We start from the raw sequence: 13689 nt of genomic DNA, 5'->3' as shown, positions 1-13689 counted from the left end.
CTAACCAAATTGGGTCAGATGCATCACTCTCTGACGGATATGGCTTCCGGGTCATGGGCAAGAACACCCGAGGGCTTGCTGGTGGAAGGTGGACGACTGCCCTATCCAAAGAAAATGAATCAATTCGAACCATCTGGGGGAACGAAATGAAGTTCAGAGGAAAACTGTTATCGACCGCGATGCTCGTAGCCGCGGGGCTTTTCGTGTCCGCACTCCCTTCCACGGCGGCCGAGCCGCCTTCGGACCAATCGGCGAGAGCGCTCGGCGCATTAGAACGGGCCGTCAAGCAATCCGAGACCGCACACCAAAACTCAGGCACAAGTTCCTCGTCTCTGTCATCTGGCGATGGGAAGCGCAATGTTGACTCGCAGTCGACTCTTGGGCGCTCACTTCGCCTCGTTGATCGAGGAACGGAAGCCGATCTGCCCGGTGGAACGCTCCAGATCCGCTTTCGCGATGATTCCGTTCAGGAAGCCGATGCCAGCAATGGGACCCTGACCGTATTCGGGTCGAAGTCCTCGGACTACAACTACGCGGCAGGTTCCGTGGACGGTCGGCTCGCTGGATACACAATCATCAACTCAGCTAACAGGAGCAGCTTCGAATACGAATTTCTTATTGACGGAGCTCCAGCCGTCCTCGAACCGCGAACCAATGGTGGTGTCGCGGTCTACTCTGCCGACGGCATACTGATCAACGCGATACTCCCGGCCTGGGCTGTGGATGCCACTGGCAAGGATCTGCCTACGTCTTACTCAGTCAAAGGAAACATCCTCCGACAGGACGTCAATTTGCACGGGGCGACCTTCCCGGTGGTTGCCGACCCACAAACGGCCTGTGACGCCTGGTTTTGCACAGTGGAATTCAATAGATACGAAACCAAGACCATCGCGGACAATGGATGGCAGGCAACTGGGTTCATCTCCCTCGGGTGCGGGATGCTGACGCCGGTAATGGCCGTGGTGTGCGGGGCGATTGGAGGGTCCGTCACTATTACTGCGTCGCAGGCGCATAACCAAAGCGAATGCCTAGGCATCCGGACTCCTCGGTTTGCTGGTCAGGTTTCCTTCCCTGTCATCTACAATGGCAGAAATTGCAGGTAAACAGGGCATGGGAGCCGTGAAATGATCACCGCAGAACAATCCCGCCACGTGATGCTTCACGGTTGGAGCGGCTTGCTGACGCTCGCAATAGCACTCTTGGGCGTGGCTATGATTTTCATTAGCCCTGTTCGCGAGTTGCTTGGACCGCTGTGGACCGGATACCCAGCGATAGTGTTTGGGTACATCTTTCTCGGGGTGCCGGCGATTCACCGCTACCGGTTACGGAAAACCGGTCAAAGCCGCTCTCTTTAGGGCTATCGGCAGCGCACCTCCAGAGTCATAAGCTGGCTATTCGTAATTAGGCATGGCAGGGAGGGTATTCCCGCCTTCATTCGGTGTAGAAGTCGCTGGTGATTCCCAAACCCGGTCGCGCCGATCACGATCGAATTCATGGCATCGCCTAGGAATAGGGACAGCCGGCCGTGACGGTCAGAAGAATAAGGATGGGGTCGGCAAACCGCCGGCCCCATCCGCCCATCCGCTAGCCCCGCGCGTCCGTACGGTCTTCGACGAAGTTCTTCCAGACGTCCGACGCTTCTTTGATTATCCGCCCGGCTGCCTGAAGCCCAGACGCTTGAGGACTTGGTCCGGTAAAGCGAAGCAGCCTCGGTGTTCTGCAACGGCATTGAGAAGGTTGGGCGGGCGGTTGATAGGGGGCGACGGCGGACTCTTCTACCCGGAGAAGGTCGCGCTGACCGACCACGGAGAGGCCCGCCTGCGAACACTGAGATTCGGCACTTCGCACACCGAGATGCTCTCGGCTTGGCATATTTTGCACTTGATGAAACTTCCTGAAGAAGGACAGTGGACATGAACCTGTCGGTCGTGCTGAGCCCAACTGATCCGGTTAACCCAATCGTCAGCGACGCCTGGGCTACTCCTGCCTTTGGCATCGTCCATTTCGTGTTGGTGGTCGTCGCGCTTGCATCGCTTATGGCGTCAAAATGGATTCCCACTCTAGTCAAAGTAGTGATTGCCGTCGCGATCCTTATGTTGCCGTGGGCAGGCTCAATTGCCTGGATTATCTATTCACAAGTGCAGCAGCGGGGGCTAAGAAAGCCGCACAGAAGAACGTAGAGAGGCCGGGTCTAAGGAGGACGCGGAATTGGGAGGGGGAAGACATGGTGGTATCAGAGGCCCGGCTGGCAGGTCGTTCCAAAGGATTGATCTGGGGAATTGTCGGGGCGTCTGTCATTGTCTCAGTGGTGTCTGCTCTTGTCTCGGGCATCCTATTGCCCAGGCTCCTCATGGCCGCCGGCATCGTCGCCCTTACCTGGACGATTGTTCGTATGAACGTCTCCATCGCCATAGCTGAGGAGAAAATCGTCCTACGCTGCGCCGTTCTGTTCAACCGAAAGACAGGAGCGAGACAATGTCGGCCAGACCTAAGTTAATGACCCCGAAGACCGTTTGGCGACGCCTTTATGTTTACGTCGCGTCGGTGGGCGGCATGTGGGCAGCGCAATGGTTGCTTCACTGGGCCACTTCGGGTTGGTCACCCAGGCCGACGCTAGCCAGCTTGGTGATGTTCAGCATCATCTTCCTGTTCTTCGTCCTTGCCATCAAACCAGGGATTCCTTGGCTCCCGACAAGAAAGAAGTAGCGCCGGCTAGCCCGGTCGGTCAGCGAATAGTTGGCGAAGCCGGCGACTCTTCCTCTGGCCGACAGGAAGTGCTTAAGTGTGCGTTAGAAGCCCTAACAAGTGGTCATCACTCGTGATGTCGCGGCTTCGGACCGGCTACGCTCGGTCTCCTGTGGGGTGATTCCGACCGGAGCTTTCCGGGCCGCACACCGAAGTTACGCGGCGGTCAGGGTTCTGTGCCGAATGTTCACTGCGAGAAAACCAGGGGAAATCATGCGGCGGAACGTGTTTGCGCGCTTAGTCTCGATCGCTACAGTTGCCGCCCTCGGCCTGGTGCCCCTGTTCTCTCTGCCAGCCAGGGCCGTCGGCGGTTTGGCGACAGACAAAGTGATCAGCACGCACCAGTCGTCCCCGTCTACGACCGTCGTTTCACCAACCTTCACCACGAGCCAATCAGGGGAACTACTGCTTGCATTCGTCGCCGCGGATGGCCCCGCAGCCACCGGATCCCAGCAATTCACCTCGGTCACCGGAGGCGGGCTCACCTGGCGTCTGCGTAAGCGGACCAACGTTCAGTACGGCACGGCTGAAGTCTGGCAGGCCGTCGCGAGCGGCATCCTCACCAATGCGGCTGTGACGGCCACGCACACGGGTTCGTACCAGGCATCGATAACAGTCTCCACTTTCACTGGTGCGGACACCACGACCGACGGAGCGGTCGCGGGGGCCAGCGGCGCCACCGGGGCTCCCTCCGCCGCGCTCACGACAACCCGCACCGGCTCCTGGATCTGGGGTGTCGGCAATGACTGGAGCACGGCCACAACCCGCACCGTCGGGACCGGCCAGACCAAGGTCGACGAGTTTCTTGCCAGCAGCGGTGATACATTCTGGACACAACGTCAGTCCTCCCCCGGCACATCTCCAGCGCCACAGTCGGTAACGATCAATGACACTGCTCCTACCACCGACATGTGGAATCTGTCGACAGTCGAGATCCTGCCCGCGGGAACGTCGGACACTACGCCTCCCACGGTCAGTCTCACGAGCCCGGCCAATGGTTCCACCGTCACCGGCACGATAGCCGTCACTGCGAGCGCCAGCGATGATCAGGGCGTTGCCGGCGTCCAGTTCAAGCTCGACGGCGCCAATCTCTCGGCAGAGGCTACGGCGTCGCCCTACTCGGTTCAGTGGGATACCACCGCAGTCGGCAACGGCAGCCACATACTCTCGGCCGTCGCCCGGGACGTTGCCGGCAACACCGCGACCGCGAGTCCAGTGACTGTAACGGTGAGCAACTCCGGCGGCGACCCCGCCGTCGTCGGTTCGTGGGGGCCAGTCCAGGCTTGGCCCGAGGTTTCCATCCACGCGGCCCTGACCAATACCGGCAAGGTCCTGACGTACCAGGGTGACTTCACGCAGGGAGGCCAGCAGTATCTCCTGGACCCTGTCACGGGCAGCTACATCCAGGTGCCGAACGCTGCCGTAGATCTGTTCTGCTCCGGGCAGGCGGTACTTCCCGACGGCCGCATTCTGGTCGTGGGTGGAACAGCTACGAGCGGCGGACTGGGGATTCGTAATGTCGACGCGTTCAACCCAGGCACCGAGGCTTGGCAGGTGCTCGCGCCAATGCATTACCCCCGGTGGTACCCCACCGGCACCACCCTGGGCGACGGCAGGATCCTCGTGACCTCCGGTGCGAACACCAGCTCCACGGACATCGTCCAAATTCCTGAGATCTATGACAGTCAGCAGAACGCCTGGAGCGACCTTGCCACGGCCAGCAAGAACATCCCGTACTACCCCTTCATGTACCAACTCCCGGACGGGCGCGTGCTTCAGGCCGGCGCCTCTGAGCAGGCGACGTCGACGCTCGCCCTCAACGTGGCCACACAACAGTGGAGCACCATTGATAGCCGCGTGATTGATGGCGCGTCCATCACCAACTACGCCCCCGGCAAATTCATGAAGGCCGGGTCTTCCTCGGATGGTGGATTCTCGGGCTTGTCATCGAACACTGCATTCACCCTTGATATGAACCTTCCGAACCCGACGTGGCAGCCGACCGCGTCAATGCAGTATCCCCGCAGCTTCGTAAATCTGACCAACCTGCCCGATGGTACGGTCCTGGCCACGGGAGGCGGCACCGACAGGTCCGGCCACGACGACGCCAATGCCGTCAAGCCAGCCGAGATCTGGAATCCTGCGACGGGCACGTGGACCACTGTGGCAGCGTTGACGGCGCCACGCCTCTACCACTCCACGGCACTGCTCCTGCCCGACGGCCGGGTCTTCGTCTCGGGCAGCGGCGGTGACACGGGCGTGACGGACCAAAAGAGCTATCAGATCTACTCGCCGTCGTACCTGTTCAAGGGTGCCCGACCGACGATGGGTTCAGTTCCGGCCACCGTCCAATACAACGCCAGTACCTTTGTCCAGACTCCGAACGCAGCGGATATCCGGTCTGTCTCCCTTATTCGCACCGGTTCGGTGACCCACTCCTTCGATCAAAACACCCGCGCGTTATCGCTGCCCTTCTCCCAAGCTTCCGGCGGATTGAACGTTCAGATGCCGTCAAATGGCAACTACGCCCCGCCGGGCTATTACATGCTTTCCATCATCGACGGCAACGGTGTGCCCTCGGTGGCATCCATGGTCCGCTTCCCCGCTCCGTTCGAGGACACAATCGCCCCCACCGCCCCCTCCAACCTGTCAGCTGTGGGCAGCGTCGGGCAGGTGGACTTGAGCTGGACCGCATCGACCGACAACGTCGGCGTCGCCAAATATGACATCTACCGCTCGACGACGTCCGGCTTCACGCCCGGGCCTGCAAACCAAATCGCGCAGGTGAACGGATCAACCACCACTTACCATGACGCGGGCGTAGCTGTGGGCACCTACTATTACCGGGTGAAAGCGGAAGACGCCGCATCGAACCTGAGTCCATCCTCGAATGAATCCCAAGCCACGGTGTCAGCCGATACGACTGCTCCGACGGCCCCCACAAACCTCAACGCCGTCGCCGGTTCCGGCCAAATCTCCTTGGCGTGGAATTCCAGCACCGACAACGTCGGCGTCACCCGCTACAACATTTCCCGCAACGGGACACCCCTTGGCACCGCCACAGGCACCTCTTTCGTCGACGGAACGGTCATCGCAGGCACCACCTACAGCTACACCGTCACGGCGCAGGATGCGGCCGGCAATGTCAGTGCTCCCTCGAACAGCGCGACGGCGACAGCGTCCGGCGCGCGGGCCATCACCGTCGACAAGCTCGTGACCGCCCATCAGGGCACCAATGCCGCCACAGTCAGCGCCGGCGGCCTCACAACCACGGGAAGTAACCAGCTCATACTTGCCTTCATCAGCTCTGACGGCCCCAGCAGCGGAGGGAGCGCATCCATACGATCCGTCAGCGGCGCCGGCCTGTCCTGGACGCTCCGCCAGCGCACCAATGCCCAGGCCGGCACGGCCGAAATATGGCAAGCCGTCGCACCCGGCCCGCTCACCAACGCCACCATTACGGCAACTCAGAACTCGGGCTCGTGGCAGTCAGCCATGACCGTCGTGGCATTCAACAATGCCGACACCGCCCAGGGCGCCACAGCCGGAGGCAGCGCCGCGACCGGAGCGCCGAGCGCCAGCCTCACCACCACCCGCGCCGGATCATGGGTTTGGGGCGTTGGAACTGACTGGAACGCTCCGTTGGCCCGAACCGTCGGGCCAGCCCAGACCCTGGTTGACCAATACTTCCCCCCCGCCGGCGATACCTATTGGCTGCAGCGCCAAACCGGACCAACAACAACCAGCGGCACCGTGGTCACCATCAACGACACCGCCCCCACCACTGATCGCTGGGACCTGGCTCTCATCGAAATCCTCGCAGCTCCATAGGGGCCCGACATTTGCCGGGTGAGCGTCCGGCGTGCCAAAGTATTGAACCGATCCGCGCTGGCCGGACTGGTCTGAGGCTGTGAAGGGCATGCCCATTCCTTCGGTGGTCAGCACCCCTTTGATCGCCGGGCAAGAATGCATCGGCGTCTTGAAGATCTACTCGAACGTCGCTGGCGCTTTCGTCGAGGACGCAGCCCGGGCTGGAACTGTTCGCCGCCCCGGCTGCAACGTTGCTTGCGAATATCCAGGCCAGCGAAGCACCACACCGCATCAGTGAAGCCTTTTCTGAGTCCCTCCACAGTCGCGACTTGGTCAACCGGGCCTGCGGCATCTTGACGCAGCGCCGCTCTTTGACCGTTGATATGGCCCTTGCCGAAAGGCGGGAACGAAGTGAAGTTCAGAGGAAAACTGTTATCGACCGCCAAGTTCGTAGCCTCGGGGCTTTTCGGATCCGAGCTTCCTTCCACGGGCGGCTGAGCTGCTTTCGGATCAATCGGAGAGAGCGCTCAGTGGATTGGAACGAGCCGTGAAGCATTCCGGGATCGCACACCAAAACTCAAGCACGAGTGCGGCGGCTCTACCATCTCTCGAAGGGAAGCGCACGATCAACTCGCCCTCGACTTTTAAGCGCTCAATTCGCCTCGTTAATCAAGGAATGGAAGCCGATCGAATTCAATAGATACGAAACCAAGACCATCGCGGACAATGGATGGCAGCCAACCAGGTTCATCTCGCTCGGGTCCGGGTTGCTGACGCCGGGAATGGCCGTGGTGTGCGGGGCGATTGGAGGGGCTGTCACAATAACTGCGTCGCAAGCGCATACAAGGCGAATGCCGAGGCATCCGGACGCCTCGGTTTGCTGGTCAGGTTTCCTTCCCTGTCATCTACGATGGCAGAAATTGCAAGTAAACAGGGCATAGGAGCAGTGAAATGATCACCGCAGAACAAGCCCGACAGGTGATGCTTCATGGTTGGAGCGGCTTGCTGACGCTTGCAATAGCGCTCTTGGGTCTGGCCATGATTTTCATTAGCCCGGTTCGCGAGTTGGTCGGGCCGCTGTGGACCGGATACCGGGCGATAGTGTTTGGGTACATCTTTCTTGGTGTCCCTGCGATTCACCGGTACAGGTTAGGAAAAGCCGTCAAAACCGCTCTCTTTAGGGCCATCGGTAGGCAACTCCAGAGTCATTGGCTGTCTATTTGCGATTAGGCAAGGGTGGGAAGGTCTTCCGGCCTTCGTCCGGCGCGGAAGACACTGGTGAATCCCAACCTTCCCTGGACCATGACGATCGCACCGATCACGATCGAATTCGTGGCACGGCCCAGGAACAGGGACAGCCGGCCGTGATGGCAGCATAAGGACGGGCCGGCGACCTGCCGGCCGCGTCCCGCCCATCTGTTAGCCCGATGAGTCCGCACGGCATTCGGGCAGAATTCTTCCCGATTGGGGAAGTCATGATGACATCAGGGGCACAGCTGGCAGGTGCCAATCGCCTCATCTGGGGAATTGTCAGCGCGTAAGTCTTCTCTGACGGATATGGCTTCCGGGTCCTTAGCAAGAACACCCAAGGCTTGCTGCCGAACAACCGCCGATGGATCGTCTCAACCGCCCATCCCAAGAACGTCACACCAGCAATTCGAGCTCAAGGTGACAAACTGCATTATCCAAAGGCGAATAATCGGGCAGCCGGACCCCTCGGTTGCCCGTCAGATATCCTACGCCGTCATCTACAATGACAGCAATTGGAGGTCAATGGCATAGGAGCCTTGAAATGATCACTGCAGAGCAATGCCGACATGTGATGCTTCACGGTTGGAGCGGCTTTGACGATTCTTGGCCCCAAACCGCTCTGGGTTCAGCAAGGCGGCCCAGCCCGCTTTTGCAATTCCGGCACAGGAAATTTCAAAAAATGTGGGCGGTGGGTTTGCTGGCGACAGAGACTCTCACTAAAGGAGCACAAGAAGGTTCGTTCCAGAATCCCAGCGGACAACTTTACTGGCGGTCAAATGTGAGATGACGTGGTCGAGAAGACTCATAAACTCATCGTCTCTACTGTTGTACAAAGCACCGGCAAGGTCGGGTTCATCGTCTTGGGTGACATCCAACCCCTGCTTCACCAGCGCCACGATCAGCAGTCCGTCGAGGGTCAAGTCAAACTTTGGGGCAACATCGTTTACAATGCGATCTCCAGCCTCACCCCATCCCCCCGTGACCGGCTCATCATTCGCGAGCAACACAGGAGCTAACGAGAGGAGCTTGCGCATGAACGTCCGGATCCTCGGCCAAGGCAGATTATCGAAGTCTTTTAGCCCTGCTGTTGACTCAGCGTTGCGAACGGATTTAATTGCCGTCTCAACTACGCCAATCGGGTTATGCTGACCCTCGCGGGCAACCTTGCCGATCTGCCTAATGATTTCCAAGCGAACCTGCTGAAAGGGACCCATCCGCTGGTCCCTCAACGCAGTTATGAACTCTTGGGACCGCCCCTTTAGTTTCTCGGACGCGGGAAGGTCAGGAACTGTCATAATGGGCTGAGGAGGGATAATCGCCTGAGCAGGCTGGGGCCCTCTGAGTTTATCCGCCAGAGACTGGTAGCGGCTGCGGCCCGAGTTGGTCAGCACAATCAAGTCGTGAGCAGGTTGGCCACTCTTGTTGCGGGGCTGCACGTAACCTAATTCTGCAGCGACTCCGATGATGGTCGAGATGAAGCCCGTCCGTGCGGCGTATCCTCCGGTGTCCTTTTGAAACCTAGCATCCAGCAGCGCTAGCTTGGCGCGGAGTTCGGTAATGTGCACCTTGCCACTTCCGGCACCGACGACCCTCACAACGAAGTCCGCGGCTTCCTGTTTGGACATAAACGAGTTTTGCCAAGCTTTCACCGCCTCGCTCTTGGAGCCCACGGCCCCAAGCTTTCGGTACTCCACCGTGCGACCGCCATCAAGCCGCTCCGCTAATGACTCGAACGGAGCCCAGTAGGACGTGACGGTTAAAGCTTCCCCGGGCCGAGAAGCGCCATTGACCTGCTCCTGGGCCCAGTTGAGAAATGCCTCTTCTTCCCGGACGACGTCATGGGGAACTAGCCACCAAGTCAGACGCGAATCCTCGAGGACGTGCTTCTGCTCCTCGCGGTGAATGACATGTATTTGATCATCACGAGCAACGCTCGTCAGAACTCTTTCGAGGGTCGCCGGCTCGGAGGCAAAAGCAGCCCGGGTTATATCTACAATCCAACGCACGGCAACTCCTCAAAAAAACACTAGGGACCCCTAGTCAGGGATCCCTAGTGTAAGGCTTTGTGAGCGAGCAACGCACTAAGTACGAGTGTTCGTGTCGCCATCTTGACGGTAGGCCCACTGCAGAGCGGCTCCTACCAAAACGGACCAAAGGACAGCAGTCGTTTGGTCAGGATAGATTCTTGCTAAGTAAGCAATCGCAATTAAAAGGACTGCAACAACCAGAATTTGGTTCTTACTCATGATCGCACTCGTTCCGTTTAGAACTGGATGCATGAGCTTGATGCGTTGCGCTTGAGGCATATGACTTGCGGCTTATGGCTTCCCGCCTGTTGCATGAGCATTGTGCATATGGCTTGAGCTTACGGCATGGGCATATTGCCAGTGATCAACGTAGCAACAAGGAAGACTATAGCAAACTCCACTTTGTTCGTACAGCGCGCCTCTCTACCCACATCAGCACCAGGGGGCATGAAGCATGCAGTGACTCTCAAACCCGCCGCCAATTCCGCACCGTCCAACGTCTGTCCCGGGCAGCCGGACTCGAAGGACAGATCGGCCCTCCCGTTCCGAGCATCTGATGCCTTTACTGGATGCTACTTGGGCTCTGCCCTTTCAGAAGGCTGAGGTAATGGAAGAGCGTCAGTAGTAATCAGGCTGCCTGCCATGACGCGCTTGAGGAGTTGATCTTGAACGGGAGCGAGGCGAACGGTGTGAGTCAGGACCTTCACGAGATCGAGAAGCTCTCCATTCCAATCATCGTTCCAGGTCTCCGGGCGAATCGCGTCCAATGGTTGCGGCTTGGTAGCTGCAAGACCAGAACCCTTGCGTGTTCGGAAAGCGAGCCATTTCTTTACCACCTGCCATCTTCCCACCGAGAATTCCCACACCTCCTTCTGAACTCCGGCTAGACGCCCAGTTCCTACGTTCAAGGTTCTTGATTCTTCGTCGTAGGAAATTTGGCTCAGATCCTCGGGCACGGTTTCAATGTCGCAGTCCCATTGCAGGCCAGCGACGCCAGGCAGCGCGGAACTCCGACCTGCCGCGTCATCGCCCAACCGCTCGGCATACGTCTGAAGCCAGAGTAGCTTCTTTCCGACTTCAACTGTTTCGCCGAAGAGTGAAGGGTCCGCGGTTAGTGGCACCCTGGCCCCGGCGGTTACGAGTTCTTCCGCGAATAGCTCTCGATACCCGGGGTGAGCCAGCAGGGCGAATGCGTAGGCAGCCAGATCCTCTGGTTCTACCTCAACGCCGACCTTATCGCTAAGGACTTTGAGGAGACCCTTGGTGACGTTCGGCATCGTTCCCTCCGCATCCCTGTACAGGGGCATAATGTCCTTGCCTCCACGCCCGTTGAAGAAGTGGAGGTCGGGCACGTCTGCGGTAACAGTAAGAGCCGGCCCCTCGCCGAGAGGCGTAGTAAATGAGCTGGCCATGTATATCTGCTTGCTCGAACGGCTTTTCCAAAGTGACGGGCTGTCGGTCTTTGCAAGACGGCGATCTTCCAACGCCCACTGTCGATCAAAGCTACGGAACCCGTAGCGAACGATTTTCTCAGAGTGACTCCCGGGCAGAAGCTCAGAAAGCTTCTTCGTGTATCCCGTGACCTTCGTGTGGATATTCCGTCCGCTCGTGCCCGTCACAAAATGAGCAGCTCTTTCGGCTTCATCCGTTTTGGACATCAACAGCGCCCAACGCTTCTCGATCAACTCGGGCTCTGGAGCTATTGGCCAAGTGCGGCCGTACTTCGAGCCCGGTTGCTGCCAGGGGAACATGTCCGTCATCAAGGGCAGCGCGAGCCAAGCGTCCCCGCTGAATGCCGGAATCAAAGAACTGGCTTGCGAATCATCATGCGTAGACCAAGCATCAGGCTCCTCCAACGGGTTCCTGGCTGACAACACCTGAGTCAGCTTCTCCGACCGGGTGCCTTCTATGCGCCGATACTTAACTACGGCTGGAGTCGCTCCCGTATCACCTCGGCGGAAGAGAGTAACGATTGCGACCGGTGTCTTGATGGCAAAGACGTTCTCGTCGTCATTTGCTCCTCGCCCTTCGCCACCGAGATCCACAATCCACATCTCGTCAGCATATTTTCGAGCGAGATCCCTGAGCCCAACGAAAGCCGGGCCATTAAGCCAAGAAGACGCGGTTATGAAGCTAACGACAGCAGGTTCGTTTGGCCGCTGCTCAAATGCTTTCCATATCGCCCAGCGCCAGAAGTACACGTAGTCGTTGTAAAGGCTGGCCTGTGCAGCAAAGATAACTCCGGCCTGCTGCGCGGGTTCAATCACATCTAGGAAGAGGGCCCTGCCCTTGGCTGGGTTAACCACCCACTTTCCATCTGCTGCTGTGCCTCGGAGGTATGGAGGATTACCAAGACAGACCGTGACTGGTTGATCGCTCTTAACCGTGCGTGCACGCTCCCTCTCCTGTGCCAGCACCTCCATGTCCCCCCAAAGCGTTGCGGGCGCCGGTGCACCGGCCGGATCATCCAATGTGTCAGTCAGGTAGACGCGTACATTGCCTTCAGGGAGCATTGCCCCACTCAACTCGGCAAGTCTTTGACCGATTCGCAAATGAGCCACGGCGTATGGTCCGGGTAGAAGCTCGAAAGCGAGAAGATTACTGACGAGATGCTTGGAAGCTTGGCGCGGGCCGGCCGGCCCGCGTTCTGCGAGCGCGACCTCGGCCGCACGATCGATAACGGCAAGCGGGTAAGTCCCAGACCCTGTTGCTGGATCGAGAGTGATGACGTTCTTATCGGCGAACCCTAAGCGCTTCTTCATGATGTTGCGCAGGATGTAGTCCACGTGATTAACCTGCATCCGCACTACCGCTGTGGGCGTGTAGTACACACCGGCCTGCTGTCTGGCCGCAGGGTCGTACTTCGCGAGGAAGTCTTCGTAGAACCATAACCATGGCTCGCCACGGCTATCCTTGCTCTTTGCAATCGCCCGATTATCGACAGCGGATACTAAACGCTCAATGGCACCAATCTCAGCTGCAACTTCGGCGTAGAGCCCTTTGACCTCCAAAACTGGGCCTAGCGAAGCTGCGAGTACGGCGTTGCTGCTCTTGAGTGCGTCCCGCGCTTCCTCTAGAGAAATTCGGTTGTCGGTGTTTTTATCCGCCCCGCCGCGCAGCGCTGCGATGGCGAGGCTGTAAGAGACAACTTGAGCGAGGTCGCTGGCAAACTGCTTGTTGTCGGCGTTTTCGTGTACATGGGCTGACCATACGTTCTTGGCCTGCATTATCGCAGCCCGGGCAGACCCTGGTTCGAGCCCAGCGCTAAGCCGCTGCCTGAGCATCCGAGCGAGGGGCGCAAGCCTGTCGGCGAGTTGCGAAACCTTGGTGATTACAGGAGGCCGCATGGACACGAACTTGCGGAGCAAGTCCGCGAATCCTTGCGAGTCCCAGTCACTCGCGGGCTCGGATGGCAGCTTGGCCGTATCTATGATCTGGCCGAGCTGGTACAAATAGGCTTCTGTGCCGTTGGAGACGATCAGGGAGTCAAGTACGGAGAGGCGCTGCCACTGAATCCGTTCCCTTCCGCGCCACTGGCTGCCATCTAGGGAGTGTCCGGGCGCCTTAAGCTCAATCCAGCCGCACGCGGATTTGTTCAGTAGCGCAGCAAAGTCTGGTCGAACGCCGCTGAGCTGAGCCTCGCGTAAGAGTTCAAGGCTTCCCATGTTTTCGCTCTGGGCCGTGGCGATAAGCAGGTCATGTACCGGTGGTTGGGTCCCCGGAGAGTAGTCCAGTGTTTGTGTGAGTTTCGTGTCCGAGAATGGACGCAGGAGGAAATTCACGAATCATGGCACGCAGACATACCCCTGAGCAGGTCATCGCCAAGGTCCGGCAGGGCCAGAAGATGCTCAACGAC

Annotated in this window: 7 protein-coding genes and 1 pseudogene; 5 read left to right on the top strand and 3 right to left on the bottom strand. The window is 58.9% G+C overall.

Features of this window, described 5'->3' with window-relative positions:
- The first annotated feature begins 53 nt into the window (after window positions 1-53).
- The 4 genes and pseudogenes from AC1DJW_RS03390 to AC1DJW_RS03375 all read left to right on the top strand — a co-directional run.
- Window positions 54-1103 carry a hypothetical protein gene (locus AC1DJW_RS03390; RefSeq protein WP_476900725.1) on the top strand — a complete coding sequence of 350 codons (1050 nt, stop codon included), beginning with the start codon at window positions 54-56 and terminating at the stop codon, window positions 1101-1103.
- Between the two features lie 810 nt (window positions 1104-1913).
- Window positions 1914-2180 (top strand): hypothetical protein, encoded by a 267-nt coding sequence (locus AC1DJW_RS03385; protein ID WP_476900724.1) that lies wholly within the window; start codon window positions 1914-1916, stop codon window positions 2178-2180.
- Window positions 2181-2958: 778 nt separating this feature from the next.
- Window positions 2959-6576 carry a galactose oxidase-like domain-containing protein gene (locus AC1DJW_RS03380; RefSeq protein WP_476900723.1) on the top strand — a complete coding sequence of 1206 codons (3618 nt, stop codon included), beginning with the start codon at window positions 2959-2961 and terminating at the stop codon, window positions 6574-6576.
- A 61-nt stretch (window positions 6577-6637) separates the two neighbouring features.
- Window positions 6638-6853, top strand: a pseudogene (locus tag AC1DJW_RS03375) (hypothetical protein); the annotation flags it as partial.
- A 354-nt stretch (window positions 6854-7207) separates the two neighbouring features.
- Here AC1DJW_RS03375 and AC1DJW_RS03370 read toward each other — a convergent pair.
- Window positions 7208-7375, bottom strand: coding sequence for a hypothetical protein (locus AC1DJW_RS03370; RefSeq protein WP_476900722.1), 168 nt, complete (start codon window positions 7373-7375; stop codon window positions 7208-7210).
- 131 nt (window positions 7376-7506) lie between these two features.
- On the opposite strand from AC1DJW_RS03370, the gene AC1DJW_RS03365 reads away from it, so the two are divergent.
- The gene (locus AC1DJW_RS03365) at window positions 7507-7785 is read left to right on the top strand and encodes a hypothetical protein (protein WP_476900721.1); all 279 of its coding nucleotides are present in this window, start codon (window positions 7507-7509) and stop codon (window positions 7783-7785) included.
- A 737-nt stretch (window positions 7786-8522) separates the two neighbouring features.
- Here the strand turns inward: AC1DJW_RS03365 and AC1DJW_RS03360 are convergent.
- Window positions 8523-9812, bottom strand: coding sequence for a hypothetical protein (locus AC1DJW_RS03360; RefSeq protein ID WP_476900720.1), 1290 nt, complete (start codon window positions 9810-9812; stop codon window positions 8523-8525).
- A gap of 593 nt (window positions 9813-10405) precedes the next feature.
- Window positions 10406-13060: a type ISP restriction/modification enzyme gene (locus AC1DJW_RS03355; protein ID WP_476900719.1), complete on the bottom strand. Its 2655-nt coding sequence runs from the start codon at window positions 13058-13060 to the stop codon at window positions 10406-10408.
- Window positions 13061-13689: the final 629 nt, after the last annotated feature.

It is taken from the genome of Arthrobacter sp. 05L417, from assembly GCF_056397865.1.
Note: the sequence above shows the minus strand (reverse complement) of the source record. Positions and strands in the feature narration are given on the sequence as shown.